This window comes from Amorphus sp. MBR-141 (assembly GCF_053628695.1).
On the sequence record NZ_JBRJGW010000044.1, the window covers coordinates 1 to 14,759 of the forward strand.

General features: G+C 65.9%; 17 protein-coding genes. All 17 read right to left on the reverse strand.

Going from position 1 to position 14,759, the window contains the following annotated elements; translation table 11 throughout:
* On the reverse strand, nt 1–1,271 hold a 1,271-nt coding region (locus ACSSVZ_RS26785; protein ID WP_453973922.1), incomplete at its 3' end, for a methyl-accepting chemotaxis protein.
* 28 nt (nt 1,272–1,299) lie between these two features.
* On the reverse strand, nt 1,300–1,818 hold the full coding sequence (locus tag ACSSVZ_RS26790) for a hypothetical protein (protein WP_453973923.1): 519 nt from the start codon (nt 1,816–1,818) through the stop codon (nt 1,300–1,302).
* Nucleotides 1,815–2,189, reverse strand: a complete 375-nt coding sequence (locus ACSSVZ_RS26795) for a flagellar protein FlgN (protein WP_453973924.1) — start codon at nt 2,187–2,189, stop codon at nt 1,815–1,817. Before ACSSVZ_RS26795 ends, ACSSVZ_RS26790 begins: the two co-directional genes overlap by 4 nt.
* 8 nt (nt 2,190–2,197) lie before the next feature.
* Nucleotides 2,198–2,797 (reverse strand): rod-binding protein, encoded by a 600-nt coding sequence (locus tag ACSSVZ_RS26800; RefSeq protein ID WP_453973925.1) that lies wholly within the window; start codon nt 2,795–2,797, stop codon nt 2,198–2,200.
* Nucleotides 2,798–2,850: 53 nt separating this feature from the next.
* Entirely contained in the window at nt 2,851–3,249 is a 399-nt protein-coding gene (locus ACSSVZ_RS26805; RefSeq protein ID WP_453973926.1) for a hypothetical protein, read from the reverse strand.
* 3 nt (nt 3,250–3,252) lie between these two features.
* Nucleotides 3,253–4,008, reverse strand: a complete 756-nt coding sequence (fliR, locus tag ACSSVZ_RS26810) for a flagellar biosynthesis protein FliR (RefSeq protein ID WP_453973927.1) — start codon at nt 4,006–4,008, stop codon at nt 3,253–3,255.
* Nucleotides 4,005–6,047 carry a flagellar biosynthesis protein FlhA gene (gene flhA / locus ACSSVZ_RS26815; protein WP_453973938.1) on the reverse strand — a complete coding sequence of 681 codons (2,043 nt, stop codon included), beginning with the start codon at nt 6,045–6,047 and terminating at the stop codon, nt 4,005–4,007. Before flhA ends, fliR begins: the two co-directional genes overlap by 4 nt.
* Nucleotides 6,048–6,193: 146 nt before the next feature.
* Nucleotides 6,194–6,460, reverse strand: coding sequence for a flagellar biosynthesis protein FliQ (fliQ, locus tag ACSSVZ_RS26820; protein ID WP_453973928.1), 267 nt, complete (start codon nt 6,458–6,460; stop codon nt 6,194–6,196).
* A complete protein-coding gene (gene flgD / locus ACSSVZ_RS26825; protein ID WP_453973929.1) occupies nt 6,460–6,870 on the reverse strand; it encodes a flagellar hook assembly protein FlgD in 411 nt (136 codons plus the stop codon). The genes fliQ and flgD overlap by 1 nt, the downstream gene beginning before the upstream one ends.
* Nucleotides 6,867–7,337 (reverse strand): flagellar biosynthesis repressor FlbT, encoded by a 471-nt coding sequence (gene flbT / locus ACSSVZ_RS26830; RefSeq protein WP_453973930.1) that lies wholly within the window; start codon nt 7,335–7,337, stop codon nt 6,867–6,869. The genes flgD and flbT overlap by 4 nt, the downstream gene beginning before the upstream one ends.
* Nucleotides 7,334–7,681 carry a flagellar biosynthesis regulator FlaF gene (gene flaF, locus ACSSVZ_RS26835; protein WP_453973931.1) on the reverse strand — a complete coding sequence of 116 codons (348 nt, stop codon included), beginning with the start codon at nt 7,679–7,681 and terminating at the stop codon, nt 7,334–7,336. Before flaF ends, flbT begins: the two co-directional genes overlap by 4 nt.
* Nucleotides 7,682–7,699: 18 nt before the next feature.
* On the reverse strand, nt 7,700–8,752 hold the full coding sequence (locus tag ACSSVZ_RS26840) for a flagellar hook-associated family protein (RefSeq protein WP_453973932.1): 1,053 nt from the start codon (nt 8,750–8,752) through the stop codon (nt 7,700–7,702).
* A 5-nt stretch (nt 8,753–8,757) separates the two neighbouring features.
* Nucleotides 8,758–10,215, reverse strand: coding sequence for a flagellar hook-associated protein FlgK (gene flgK, locus ACSSVZ_RS26845; protein ID WP_453973933.1), 1,458 nt, complete (start codon nt 10,213–10,215; stop codon nt 8,758–8,760).
* 38 nt (nt 10,216–10,253) lie between these two features.
* Entirely contained in the window at nt 10,254–11,507 is a 1,254-nt protein-coding gene (locus ACSSVZ_RS26850) for a flagellar hook protein FlgE (protein WP_453973934.1), read from the reverse strand.
* Between the two features lie 194 nt (nt 11,508–11,701).
* Complete coding sequence (gene fliI / locus ACSSVZ_RS26855; RefSeq protein ID WP_453973935.1) at nt 11,702–13,024, reverse strand: flagellar protein export ATPase FliI; 1,323 nt, start codon at nt 13,022–13,024, stop codon at nt 11,702–11,704.
* A 27-nt stretch (nt 13,025–13,051) separates the two neighbouring features.
* Nucleotides 13,052–13,777: a flagellar basal-body rod protein FlgF gene (flgF, locus tag ACSSVZ_RS26860; RefSeq protein ID WP_453973936.1), complete on the reverse strand. Its 726-nt coding sequence runs from the start codon at nt 13,775–13,777 to the stop codon at nt 13,052–13,054.
* A gap of 6 nt (nt 13,778–13,783) precedes the next feature.
* Nucleotides 13,784–14,560, reverse strand: coding sequence for a DUF1217 domain-containing protein (locus ACSSVZ_RS26865; RefSeq protein WP_453973937.1), 777 nt, complete (start codon nt 14,558–14,560; stop codon nt 13,784–13,786).
* Nucleotides 14,561–14,759: the final 199 nt, after the last annotated feature.

Below are 14,759 nucleotides of genomic sequence, written 5' to 3' on the forward strand. Positions count from 1 at the left end.
AAGCCCTTGCCGGCCTCGCCGGCCCGCGCCGCCTCGATGGTGGCGTTGAGGGCGAGCAGGTTGGTCTGCGAGGCGATGTCGGTGATCAGGTTGACTACCTGGCCGATGCGGTCGGCCGAGGCCGCCAGGCCGCGGACGATCTCGGCGGTGCCGGAAGCCTGGTCGGAGGCTTCGCTGGCGATCTCGGCGGCGACGGCCACCTGCTGCCCGATCTCGCGGACCGAGGCTGCGAGCTCCTCGGCGGCCGAGGCGACCGTCTGCACGTTGGAGGTGGCCTGTTCGGCGGCGGCGGCGACCACGGTCGACTGACGCGAGGTCTCGTCGGCGGACGAGCTCATGGTACCGGCGGACTGTTCCAGCTGGCTGACGGCGGCGGAGACGGTGCGCACGATGGAGGAGACCTCGACGTCGAACTCGTCGGCGAGCGCACGCATGGCGGCGCGCTTCTCCGCTTCCGCCCGCTCCTTCTGCGTCACCTGCTCGGCGCGCATCTGCTCGGCGTTGCGCAGCTCCACCAGGAGCTTGTCGGTCGCGTTCCAGATCTCGCCGATCTCGTCGCTGGAGCGGCGCTCGTCGACCGAAACGTCCAGGTTGCCCGACGACATCTCGGCGAGCGTGCGGGTCGCGCGGACCAACGGGCGGCTCATCGACCGCACCGCAACCATCATGGCGAGGCCGATGGCGAGGAGAAGCCCCAACAGGGTCGTCGCAATAACGGCGACATTCATCTCGGCGGTGAAGGCGTCGCGAGCGACACGCAGTTCGTCGAAGTCCTCGTTGACGTCGGCCTTGTAGTCGCGCAGCACGGTCTCCAGGTCGCTCCAGATGGTCGCCGCCGCGGCGTCCTGGTTCTGCGTCATCGCCGCAAAGGTCCCGGTCTCGGTGGCGAGCCGAGCCGTTTCGATGCGGAAGTCGCGGAACGCCGAATAGGTCGTGAGCAAGCGCTCGAAGAGCGGCTGCTCGTTCTCTTCGACCAGCGGCGTAAGCTCGGCGAGCTTGGCATCGACGGTGGCGAGGCGAGCCCGCACGGCATCGGCGAAGCTCTCGACGCCCTTCGGGCTGGAGGTGATGAAGATGCCGCGGGTGTCGGCAATGACACCGTTCGCTTCCGTGTCGATCACCCCCAGAATGACGGCGCGCTCAGCTGCGGCTTCGAGTTCGTCCGCGCGCGCGTCGAGCCGGCTCATGGCGTAGAGGGAGGTCGCGCAGACCGCCACGGTTGCGATGCCGAGCAGGCCGACGATGACGGTGATCTTTCCGAGTATCTTCATGGTCATCTTTCCAGGAGGGCGGTTGCCGTCAGTGCGCGGCGGGCGCAGCTTCGGCCGGCTTGGGATCGCTTGATTGTTCGGTGACGGCCGCCTGCAGAACGCGTCGCATGTCGTTCTTGTCGATGTAGTTCAGCCCTTCCAGGAGGATGTCCTGGATGACGGCATAGTTGAGTTTCGTATTGGTCGTCTCTTTGACGGAAAGAGCGATCTCGGGAAGGTTGTATTTTGACAACTTCCCGAATTCGACTTGGCCGTTTGTATATATCTCGCGGAATACGGCATCGATCACGAACGGATCTGGCTCGACCTTGAGCTCGCGCAGCGTCGCGGCGTCGGCCGTGTAGACGATCTTGGCGACGACGTAGCCTTTGATCGTCCCATCGGAGACCATCGGAATGGTGATCGGTTCGAGCTTCCGATACTCGAGACCTTCCAGATACGGCTCTTCTTCGACCGCGGAGCGGCCCGAGACCCAATAGGCGGAGGCGTAGCTCGAACCGAGCGCTGCCAGACACACCCAGAGACCGATCATGACGAGCTTGATCATGCCTGCGCCTCGGTGCTGGCGAAGGGAGCCGAATAGGTGCCGTCGGATTCCGCCTCGCGCAGCGAGCTCGCGATGATCTCGGCGACCTCCTGCGCAGCGGTCAGGTGGATGCCCAGCAGCGACCGGTCGCGCTCGAGCTTGGTGCGGACGGTGTCGAGCCGCTTGGCCAGGGCCGGATCGAGAGGCTCGACGCCGACGACCCGCACCAGCCGCGACAGCTCGAGGAGGATGCGGCTCTTCTGGCGGCAGAAGACGTCGAAGCCACCGGTCTGGAGATCGCCAAGGGCGGTCATTTCTGCGTCGATGGCATCTTCGAGACGGTCGAGCAGGGCCGAGATGGCGGCGCTGTAGCGGTCGGATGTCGCGGTCATGGGCGTCCTCATTCGCTCAGTCCGGCCACACCGAGGCCGCGCGGCAGGCTGACGCTCGCCAGGACGTCGTCGAGAAGCGTCGTGCGGTCGGGGGCGGGCACGGCGAGCGTCTCGTCCGTCGCCGGCACGTCCGCGGACCCGTTCAGTCCGGCCTGACGCCGGTCGTCGGCGGCCCGCATCTGATCGGCGATGCCGATGCCGCCGGCGGCCGCCATCTGGCCCGCGATCTTTTCGGCCAAGAGCGACCGCCACACGGAGCCCGCGGTACCGGAGCCGAACACGGCGTCGGCGTTGTCGGGCAGCATGGTCTGGACGAAGGTGGTGAGCGCCATCGCCTCGAAGTTCTGGTAGGCGCGATCGCGGGCGGAGAGCTGCTGCCCGCCGAACAGGACCTGGTTGTTGGCCCGGGTGGTCAGCGAGGCACCGGCGTCGCTGAGGACGCGCGGGCTGCCGTTCACCATGCCGTCGAACACACCCTCGAAGCCGTTCGGCGCCGCCCCCGCAACCGCCGCGGCACGCCGCAGGCGGCCGACGGCTTCGGTGTAGCTCATCGGATCGATGGCCTTGGCGACATCGAGAACGATGTCGGAGGGTGGGCTGATTGCCATTTTGGCGACCTTCGTCGTAAGACTTCGAACGCCTGCACACTGCCCCCGCTGGCTTACGGGAGGCTTGCATCGCCGATGCGGGAGACGGGCCGCACCACCTCTTCCAGATGCTTGCGCTCCAACAGGCGCTGATATTCGCGCTCGATGCGCCTGGTGGCGTCTTCGACCCGCTTCAACTTCAGTTTCTCTTCCAGAAGCTTCTCGCGCTGAGCGACCGCCCGGGTGGCGGTGGCGTCGGCCTGCGCCGCAACCGTGCGCACACGCCGCGCCATCTGATCGACGAACAGGCCGTGCAGAACCGTCGCCTCGTCGAGCGCGGTCACCAGTGCCTCCTCGTGCCGCCTGAGCTCCTGCTCGGCAGTGACCAGGCCATTCAGGCGCTGTTCGGCCAGACGATGCATCTGCTCCTGCACGGTCTGGATGCGCTTCAGCCGGCGGACGCGGTCTTCCATCGCTCAGCCCGCCACGAGCCAGTCGCCAAAGGCGTTGGAGAACACGGTCAGCACCTCCTTGATGGTGAAGAACAGGAGCAGCAGCCCGCCCGCCGTCACGAACGGCATCGCGATGAAGAACACCGGGATCTGCGGGGTGAGCTTGTTGGTGATGCCGACGGCAAGGTTCACGATCACCGAATAGATCAGGAACGGGCTGGCGATCCGAAGCGCCAGGATGAACGTGCCGGACAGCTGGTCGGCGATGCTGACGAGGCTCAGGCGGGGCGAGAAGTCGGCGCCCGGCGGCAGCACCTGGTAGGAATCCACGAGGCCGCGCAGCAGCTCCCAGTGCTGGTCGGAGGCGAAGATCATCGCGGTGGCGGTCATGGTGAACAGCACCGCGGCCCCCGGCAGCTGGTCGGTATCGTCGGGAATGCCGCCGAACATGCCGCCGAGTCCGATCGACTGGGCAATGGCGACGGCCATGGTCTGCAGGGCCATGAAGAAGATCCGTGCCAGGAACCCGATCATCAGCCCGGTCGCCGCCTCCACCACGATCGCCGCGAACAGGGTGGCCGGATTGCCGTTGCCGACAGCCGGCATCACCTCCGGCAGAAGCACCGGCGTCAGCGCCAGAGAGATGCCGACGGCGAGGAACAGCCTGACCTGGGACGGGATGCGCGTGCTCGACAGGCCCGGCGCCATCAAAAGACAGCTTCCGATGCGGCAGAACACGAGGAACGCCGCGAGCACGGTCTCCGAGGCGATGCCGCTCACGATATCGTGCCGAGCAGCTTGATCTCGGCGCCGCGGGCGATTTCGACATGGGAAAGGACGGGCAGCGACGGGAACATGCGCTCGACGATCATCCGCACATAGGGCCGTGCATCGGGAGCCGTCACGATGGCGAACGCCTTGCCGAGGGCGATGCGCTCGCGGATCGCTTCCGACGCCTCCTGGCCGAACTGCTCGACGAGCCGCGGATCGATGTCGAACTCGACGACTTCGCCCTTCGGGTCGCGCTTGAGTGCCTGGTGGAACGAGAGATCCCACTTGTTGCCGAGGCGCAGAACGTTGAGCACGCCGCCCTCGGCGAGGTCGCCGCAGATCTGCTGTGCCATGCGCATGCGGACGTGCTCCACGACCTGCTCGGTGCGCCGCACGTGCGGGACGATCTCTGCGACCGCTTCGAGGATGAGATGCAGGTTGCGGATCGAAATGCGCTCGGCGAGCAGGAGCTTCAGCACCGCCTGCAGGCCGGAATAGGAAATCTGGGCCGGACAGATGTCGTCGATCAGCCGCTTGTATTCCGGGTCGACGCGGTCCAGCAGCGCCCGCATGTCCTTGTACGACAGGAGCTGCGGCAGGTTGTTGCGCACGACTTCGGCAATATGGGTCAGGACGACGGAGAGGTTGTCCACGGGCGAGAAGCCCTCGCGCCGCATCTCGCCGGAGAAGGCATCGGACACCCACATGGCGCGCATGCCGAATGCCGGCTCGCGGACTTCGTCGCCGGGCACATCGGGCTTCCGGCCATCGCCGATGACGACCAGGAGCTCGCCGATCCGCAGCTCCTGACTCGCGACGATCGTGCCGTGGAGCTTGATCTGGTAGGACTTGGTCGGCACCGACAGGCTTTCGGTGACCTTGATCTCCGGGATCACGAAGCCGTACTGGGTCGCGAACTTGCGCCGCATCTTGGCGACGCGCTGAGCGAGTTCCTGCTGCTGGCGCTGGACCGTCGCGGCAAGCTGCTTGCCGATGGCCAGCTCGATCTCGGCGACCTTCAGGGACTCCTTGACGGACTCCTTCACCTCCAGCTTGCGCGCGACCTCCTCTTCTTCCGCCTTGGCGACGGCAGCGGCCTCCTTGGCGGCGATCTGGCGGGGGATCGTGTAGCCGATGAAGGCCATCCCGGCGCTGAGGGCGAGGAACGGCAGCATCGGCAGTCCCGGCATCACCGCGAAGACGGCCATCAGGCCGGCAGCGACGAAGAGCGCACGGGGATAGGCGCCGAGCTGGCCGAGGACGGCCTGTTCGGCGGTTCCCCGGGTGCCCCCCTTCGAGACGAGAAGGCCGGCGGCCAGCGACACGATGAGCGCCGGGATCTGCGCCACCAGGCCGTCGCCCACCGACAGGCGGGTGAAGACGTCGGCGGCCTCTGCGAGCGGCATCTGGTAGCGCGTGGTCGCGATGATGATGCCGCCGAAGATGTTGACGGCGATGGTGATCAGACTGGCGATCGCCTCGCCGCGCACGAACTTCGAGGCACCGTCCATCGATCCGAAGAAGGCGCTTTCCTCCTCCAGCTCACGCCGACGCGCCTGGGCGTCCTTGTCGTCGATCAGACCTGCCGCCAGGTCGGCGTCGATCGCCATCTGCTTGCCGGGGATCGCATCCAGGGTGAACCGCGCACCCACCTCGGCGATGCGCGTGGCGCCCTTGGTGATGACCAGAAAGTTGACGGTGACCAGGATGAGAAAGACGACGATGCCGATGACGAAATCGCCGCCCATCACGAACTGCGAGAAGCCCTGGATGACGTGACCGGCGGCCGAGACGCCTTGATTGCCATCGGCCAGGATAAGCCGGGTGGTCGCCACCGACAGCGACAGCCGCGTCAGGGTCGCGATCAGCAGCACCGTCGGAAACGAGGAGAACTCGAGCGGCTTCTGGATCCACAGCGCGACCATCAGGATCAACACCGAGAGCGCGATCGATATCGCAAGCCCCACGTCGATCAGGAAGGTCGGGATGGGAAGAAAGAGAACGGCGAGAATGGTGACGACGCCCATGGCGAAGCCAACGTCCCGCATGGACTTGCGCGCACCTGCAGGCAGGTCGGTCGAAGCGATGTCTGTCACGGTCTACTCCCCCGATGGTGGAGGAGATACTGCCGTGCGACGCTTTCGGGAGGCTTGCGTCCCGACGGGCGCCGCCGGTTCGCGTCGCCCCGCCGCATTCAGAAGCCGGTGACGATCCGGCTGTAGACCTCTTCGGTGAAGGCGAAGATCTGGGCGCCGATGAAGGTGGCCGTGAGCGCACTCACCGCGAGGATCGTCAGGATCTTCGGAATGAACGTGAGCGTCATTTCCTGGACCTGCGTCAGCGCCTGGAAGAGCGCGATCGCAAGCCCGACGATCATGGCGGCGCCCACCGCCGGAGCGGAGGCGAGTATGATCGTCCAGATCGCCTGCTGGACGACGTCGATGGCATCGACCTCGGTCATCAGCTCACCACCACGCCGGCACCGATCGCCATCGTCGAACCGTCCGCAAGCGTTGCCTGCGGGCCGTCCGCGGTGAGCTTCACCGACACGACCTTGCCGCTCGCGGTGCCGTCCGCCGCCGTGACCGTCCGCCCGATGACGCTTTCGCCGAGCGACAACGCCGAGGAGGTCAGCAGCGAGTCGAGCTTCGAGTTGGACTGCATCTGCTGTTCGACCTGAGAAAATGTCGCGAGCTGCGACATGTATTGGGTCGAGTCGACCGGCTCCGTCGGATCCTGGTTCTTCAGCTGGGTCACCAGAAGCTGAAGAAAGGCGTTGTAGTCGGGCGTTTTCGTCGCGGTCTGCTGATCCGGCTTGGACTGCGACTTGGCGAATGTGGAATTGCCCGTCAGGCTCGCAATGTCGCTCATGGCGCCGACGGTCCTGCGAGTTGGATCCCCATGCGGCCAACCACATCGGCGGGCGGGAGATTTCCGGTGCCCCGTACCCGACCAAGAATCACGTCTTCGGCAGAAAACAGGCGGCGGATCGCCCGCAGCCCGTCGAACGGCCGGTCCGCGGCGACGAGCCGCTCGACCTCGGCGAGACCGTCGAGAATCTCCTCGCTGGTGCTGGCCCGGGCGATGGCGCCGTGCAGGCTGTCGAACAGGCCCCGTGTCGCCCGCGCGTTGCGCGGATCGATCAGCATGGTCTGCACCACGAAATAGAGCTGCCGCAGAGGCGTCGTGGTGTCTTCGACCTGCATCACGTGGCTTTCCAGCAGGAAGGTCACGTCGTTCAGGAGCTCGAGCGTCACCTTGCGTCCGACCCGGATAACCGCCCCGTTGACGTAGATGCGTTCGCCGGCGCGCAGCGACAGCTGAATTGGCTTGGTCATTTCAGTCCGTCCCGGATTGTACGGTTGATGTCGATCAGGCCCGCGAGGTCCGTGGAGGCGCCGGAGAGAATTCGATCGGCTTCGCGGATCACCCACAGTCCGATCGAAATCAGGTCGGCGCGCACGGGCTCGGCGAGCGCGTTGTCGCTGTCGGCCAGGTCGCGAATGAAGAACCCCCAGAGCTGCTGGATGTAGAGCAGCGCATTGCGCGTCGACGGCTCCATCACGTTGGACAGATCCGCCTGCCGCAGGAGCGCGATGCCATGGTCGATCGCCATGACCTCGCGGCCACGCCGTTCGCCCCCTGCATCGTCCAGGACTTCGGCGTAGGAGAATTTGTACATTTCCTTCCTGTCTCCCCGTTAAGCGTAGTTCATGATGCTGAGGCGGAGGATGTTCGCGGTCAGCGAATAGGACATCTCGATCTGCGTGGAGAGCTGGTCGATCTCGACCTTCGCCTCCACGGGATCGACGGTTTCGAATGCGGAGATGCGCTGCTCGACGACGTCTCGCGTCGTCTGCATGCGCGTGTTCGCCACGTCGAGACGCTGCTGGGACACGCCGAGGATTGCCCGGTCCGAGACCATCTCCGACAGCGCGCCATTCACCGTATCGCGCGCCTTGGCGACGACGACGGCGCGCGTCTCTTCGCTCAGATGAGCAATGCCGATGTCGGCGATCATCGTCAGCGCCTTCGCCAGATTGCGCAATGCGCCGTTGTTGGCGGAGGCGGAGGTGTCGACGGTCTCGGTCGGCGAAATCCGGCTCCTCTGCGGCTGGTCGGACGCCGTCGACCAGGTCGACGTCCAGCTCGCGCTGTCGAACAGCGCCGAGAATTCGGTGTCGAGGAAGTCCGCCATATCGGCCGGGGTGATCGCGGCGAGGCCGGAGACATCGTCCTGCGGGCCCGCAGCGGACAGACCGAACTTGGCGACCAGCGCCGCATCCACCGCGGCCTTCGGCGCATCCCCGTAGGCGGCCATCGGCTGCACGGAAGTGTTGATGCCGGCAAACAGATAGGACCGGCCGTCGGTGGCGTTCAGGGTGGAGGTCAACGTCTCAAGCCCATCCTGCGCCTGGCGCTTGAGGACATCGACCGAGAGCGCCGTCGACGGAAGCGAGATCACCGCCTGCTGGAACGTCTCTCCGAGCGCGTTCAGTCCGGCGAGTGCGGACTGGGTCTGATCGAGGCGCGCCTTGGCGAGACCGTTGGAGATGATCATCGCGCTCAGCGAGCCCATCTCGCGGCGGAGCGAAACGGTGCGTCCCGCCCGGTCGCCAAGCGTGAGCCCGACATCGGCGTGACGACCGGTCGCCACCTCCTTGTTTGCATCGGCGAGCCGCTTCTGCATCAGCGCGAGGTTGGTGCGCGGAGAACTGTTCAGCGTCACGGTGGAAATAAGGCTGGTGCGCATGGGGCTTACCTCACGACCGAAAGCAGCGTCTGGAACAGATCGTCGATCAGCGAGATCAACCGCGACGACGCGCCGTAGCTCTGCTCGAGCTGGAGCTGGATCGCGTACTCGTCGTCGAGGCTGACGCCGGTGGCGTTCGACAGCGCTTCCGACGCACGGCTGAGAAGCGCGGTGTGATAGTCCATCTGCTGCGAAGCCACGCCGCGCTGGCCCTCGAGCCAGCTGACCGATCCGGATGCGAACTCGTCGAGCCCGATGGAGGTCGACAGTGCGCTCGACGGATCAAAGCTCTGAGCGGCGCTCATTCCGTCGGCGAGCGCAAACAGGCGGTCTGCGAAGCTCGCTCCGCCGGTCGTGTTGTAGGTGTAGACGCCGCCATTGATGCCATCGCGGATCGCTGCGACCGAGCCACCCTGCCCGGGATCCGCCGCCGGGTTCACCATGAGCGACGCGGCAAGCCCCGGTGTCGCTCCGATCGGTACGCCGGTTGCGCCCTTGTAGGTGAACAGACCCGGCAGGTCCGGTGCACCGCCGGCCGTCTGGTCGCTCTCTGCGAAGGCCGTCACGAGGCCCCTGGCGACTTCGTCGAGCTGGCGCTGATAGGTGACGCTGACGTCGTCGCGCAGCTGGGTCAGGCCGACGATCCGGCCCGACTGAAGCGGCATCGAGGACGACGACCCGGTCACCGGCACCCCGTCGATGCTCACCGCGTTGCCAGGCGCGCCGGCGGCAAGCGACGTCGCCGGCGTGAACGTCACGGTTCGCGCCCGTGTCTCGAACAGCGTCACGCCGCTGTCGGTATAGATCGCCAGATCGTTGTCGGGCCTTGCCACGACGGAGATCCCGATTTCCTCGGAGATCGAGGCGAGCACGGCGTCGCGCTTGTCGAGAAGCTCGCTGACGTCGCGGCCGGTGCCGGTACCGGTCACGACCTGCCTGTTGAGATCCTCGAAGCGGATCAGGAAATCGTTCAGGTTGGAGACCGAACGCGCGATGTCGGCGTCGGCCCCGTTGCGCACGCTGGTCACGACATCGGCCGCACCATTGAGCGTACGGACGAGATCATCCGCCGTGGTGACGACGTTCTGTCCGAACAACGGATCGTCCGGCGTGTTCGCGTACTCGTTGAGGGCGGACGCAAGGACGCCGAGCTTTGCGGCCGGCGATCCTCCGTCTTCCGGATCGCCGACCGTTTCGGCCAGCCGCTCCAGCCCGGCGAGCAACGCCTCCTGACCGGTGGTCTGCGACGTCGCCCCGACCATCCGCGTGAACAACGCCACGTCGGTCTTGCGCGCGATCGAGATGATGCGCGCGCCGCCGTCGGCGGTCGTCGTCGTGCTTGCGATCTTCCGCGAGTAGGTCGGATCGTCCGCCCCGGCGACGTTCCTTCCGGACGTCGCAATCTGGGTGGACGCCGACTGTATCGACGACCGTGCCGTGTTCAGCGCAACCGACAGGCTCACCTGGGTGTCTCCGCTCTAGATCCGACGAACCGGCTGCGTCAGCGCTTGAGGTTCATGAGCGTGTCGAGCAGCTCGGAGCCGGTCTGGAAGACCTTCGAGTTGCCGGTGTAGCTGCGCTGGGCCACGATCATCTCGGTGAACTCGGTTGCGAGGTCGACGTTGGACTGCTCGAGCGCGCCGGAAATGAGCGACCCCATGCCGCCCTCGGTCGGGAAACCGACCGTCAGATCGCCGGAATCCAGCGTCGTCTGATAGACGTTGCCGGCGAGCGGCTTCAGCTTGTCCGGGCTCGGGACATCGGCGATCGGGATGCGGAAGGCATTGGCCTTGCTGCCGTTCTCGTAGACCGCCTGCACGATGCCGTCCTGGCCGATCTCGATATCGGACACGAGGCTTGCCGTGCTGCCGTCGACCGTCGCCGTCAGCGGCGTATAGTCGGTGGCAAGCTGGGTCATCTTGGAGATGTCGAGGGAGACGGTCTGACCGTTCGGCACCGGAATATCCATCGTCCCGGCGCTCGTCAGGTTGCCGGAGGCGTCGAAGGCAAGGGTCTGGGTCAGGAGCGGCGCGGCAAGGTACGAGAAGCTGGTACCAGGGGAGCCGTCGGCCTGGTTGTAGACCGCCGCTTCCCAATCTCCGGACGCCATCTTCGAGAAGTAGATGTCGAGCACGACCTCGCTGCCGAGGTCGTCGTAGACCACCAGCGACGATTTCGCGGTGTAGCTGGCGAGCGCGGAGTTGGTGCTCGGCAGGACCGCCGCACCGACGGCAGCGGCATCGGCCGGCAGATTGGCCGTGAAGATACCGGACGTCGACGGGCTCGCCTGCATGTTCATTGCCGACACATCGATCGGCACCAGATTGGCGTAGCCGTTCAGCGTGCCAGCGGCAGCGCCTTGGCTGATATCGTAGCCCATCAGCGTGAAGCCGGCCGCGTTGACCAGATTGCCGGTGTCGCCGTCCCGCGTGAACGAGCCGGCACGCGTCAGGAACGGCTGGCCGTTCGGGTCCGTCACGACGAAGAATCCGTCGCCCTGAATGGCGAGATCCGTCGACGACGTCGTGTACGTCATCGCGCCCTGCTCGGTGACGGCGTAGCGAACGCTCGTCGTGACCGAGCCGGAATTGTAGCTGTTCTTGCCGTTGGCAAGCACGAGCGACGAGAACTCGGTCGACGCGCGCTTGTAGCCGGTGGTATCGGCATTGGCGACGTTGTCACCGACGGTGCTGAGCTTGGTGGACTGGGCGTTCATGCCCGCCACACCAGTGCGAAGGAGCCCGTAAAGGGACATCTGGCTTCTCCCGGTTGGTCTTGATGCAATAGAGCCCGGCTAGCTTGTGCGAGGCTGGGCTTGGCAAGAGTGCTGTCGACCCGGCGCTTGCGCGCCTCGCAAACATCCCGGCCCAGCCGGGTCGGTCCGATGGCGGGAACCGGTGAAATCGCTGAATGCGTGTTCTTTCGGATCAGCCGTCCGACACGGACGCGCTAGCCCTTCATGACCTTGGCCAGGTCGGCGAACACATCGCGGCATGGCGGGTTGTCCGGGCTCTGACGAAGCACGTCGAAGATCTTCGGAACGAGGACCACCGCCTGGTCGAGTTCGGGATCGCTGCCCGGGTGATAGCCCCCCATCAGGCGCAGATCACGGGTGTCCTCGAAGCGCGAAATCATCGCCTTGAGAAGCCGGACAAGCTCCCGCTGATCCTTCGTCCAGACCAGATCGGCGAGCCGCGAGATCGACCCGAGCACGTTGACGGCCGGGAAGCGCCCCTGGTCGGCGATGGCGCGGTCGAGGACGATGTGGCCATCGAGGGTGCCGCGGATCGAATCGGCGACGGGATCGTTGTGGTCATCGCCGTCAACGAGCACCGAAAAGACGCCGGTAATGGTGCCGCCACCGTCGAGGCCGGGGCCGGCCCGCTCCAGCAATCGCGGAAGTTCGGAGAAGGTGCTCGGCGCATAGCCGCGGGCGACGGCCGGTTCGCCAGCGGCAAGCGCGACGTCGCGGGCAGCATGGGCGTAGCGCGTGACGGAATCGATGATCAACAGCACCGACTTGCCGAGGTCGCGATAGTATTCGGCGATGGACATGGCGGACTGGGGCGCAAGACGGCGCATCATCGGGCTCTCGTCACCCGTCGAGACCACCACCACCGACCGGGCGCGGTTGGACGCGAGGGGACCTTCGAGAAACTCGCGCACCTCGCGGCCGCGCTCGCCGACGAGCGCCACCACCACCACGTCGAACCCATCCGTGCGGGCGAGCATCGCCAGCATGGTGGACTTGCCGACGCCGGAACCGGCGAAGATGCCGATGCGCTGGCCCTCGCAGATCGGAGTGAACAGATCGATGACCTTGATGCCGGTTTTCAGCGGCTTCTGGATGCGGGCCCGCGTCATCGCCGCCGGCGGCTCGCGGTCGGTCCGCATGAGCTGGTCGCCACGCGGCAACGGCCCGCGTCCGTCGAGCGGCTCGCCGAGCGCGTTGATGACCCGACCGATCCAGTCCGGATGGGGTTTCAGCCCCATCGCGCCGATGCGGTAGGCGTTCGCGCCCACCCCGACGCTGATCCTTCCGTCGAAGGGCTTGACCGACACGGTGTCGCCGTCGACGCGGATCACTTCGCCGGTCACCTGACGGCCTTCATCCTCGAAGGCGACCCTCTCACCGAGCCGCAGGTGGCGCGACAGGCCCGCCACACGATACTGGGTTGGTGAAACCTCGCAGATCACGCCGCCAACACGCACCATGGGCAGCTCCGACAGGGCCTCTTCGACCGTGGCGGCCAGGCGGGCGAGCGCGTTCATCGACGGCATCCTCTATGAGCCCGGCCCTCAGGACGACGGGCCAAGCTCGCGAATGGCCTGCTGCTGCGTGCTCTCGCTCTGCTGGACCGCGGAGGCGGCGCTGTCGAACGTCCGTGAAATCATGATGAGCTTCGTCATCTCCATCACGGAATTGACGTTCGCCCCTTCCAGGAAGCCCTGCTTCACGCCGTTGGCGACCCGGTCCTCGACCGGGTTCCCCTCCTTGTCGGAGAGGATGGCGGTGTCGCCGTAGCGGGTGAGCTGGCTGTCCTCGGGCAGCAGGAACAGGCCGAGGACACCCATCTGGCGGCCGCCCTGGACGATCGAGCCGTCGTGCCCGATGGTCACCTCGCCGCCACGGGGATCGACGGCGATCGGCGCGCCGCCCGCATCGACGATCGGATGGCCTTCGACAGACTGGAGATCGCCCGCCTCGGTGATCTGCATGCGGCCATCGCGGGTGTAGGCGACGCCGGCCGGCGTATCGACCCCGAACCACGCATCGCCATCAACCGCCACGTCGAGCTTGTTGCCGGTGTAGGAGACCGACCCGGAGCGGCGGGAAATGTAGGTGTCGCCGGTCGTCGCGAACGCGACCTCGTGATCACCCAGCTTCGACAGGACCGTTTCGAACCGCACCTCTTCGGCCCGGAAGCCGGTGGTGCTCATGTTCGCGACGTTGTTGGCGACCGTGTTCAGACGGCGCTCGAGAGCCATCTGGGCCGACAGGGAGACGTAAAGGCTGGACGACATCGGCGGCTATCCTCCGCGCTTCAGATTCTGCAGGGTCATGGCAAGGTCCAGGTTGACCGAGGTGGCGGATCCCCGACTGAAGAGAGAAAGGATGGGCGAGGTCTGGACGCCGCTCTTCGCGTCCCAGACGGCGGTGAAGCGCGCGAGAAACTTCGCAAGCGTCTCCGGATCCTTCAGCGATTCGAGATCCAGGCGCTTCTCGATCGTCGCAGCCTGCCGGTCGATGTCGGCCGCCTTCATCTCGTCCGGGAAGCCGAGCGTCGTGTAGACGACCTCCTGAAGCGCCGAGTCGGCGAGAATGCTGTAGCCGGTTTTGATCTTGTCCACCGAGCGCTCGAAATAGAGCGCCAGCCGCACCGCCTGGTTTTCCGCGCCGAGATCGACTTCGAGGGACTGGCGGACGTAGCGGTCGACCACGCCCTGGCCGGCGTCCTTGGTGGCGGTCGCGAGCGGCCCCGTGTCGGCGAAATTGAACGTCGTCGCGAAATCGATGAACCGATCGTCGGCGACCCGGTTGACGTACGCCTTGTCGTCCAGGGGGCTCTCGCTCAGGACCTTCCGCATCAACCCCTTGGCGTGGGACAGGTCATCGAGACCGAAAGCCTTCATCGCGAACTTGAAGAGACGCGTGTCCTTCAGAAAATCCTCGACCGAATTCACCTTCGCGATGTTGTCCAGATAGTAGGTCGTCTCCAGGGAGACGGGCCTCTCCTGCGCCTTCAGCGACAGCGTGCGATCGAGGTCGCGCGTGGCAAGTCGATAGGATGTGTAGGTCGAGAGCATGGCCGGTCCTCGAGAGGGCAGGCCGCACCATCGACGGTGTGGCTTGCACGAGGCTGCCCCTTCGCGGCCCGGCCCGGATGGATCCGGCATCAGCCTCGCGCAAGCTAGAGCGTTTCCTTGTTTATCTGAATCGGGGGGGATTCCTGTTCGGGGCGTTTTGTGATTCAAGATGCTGGCTGGGGTGGAGGCCAGCATCTGA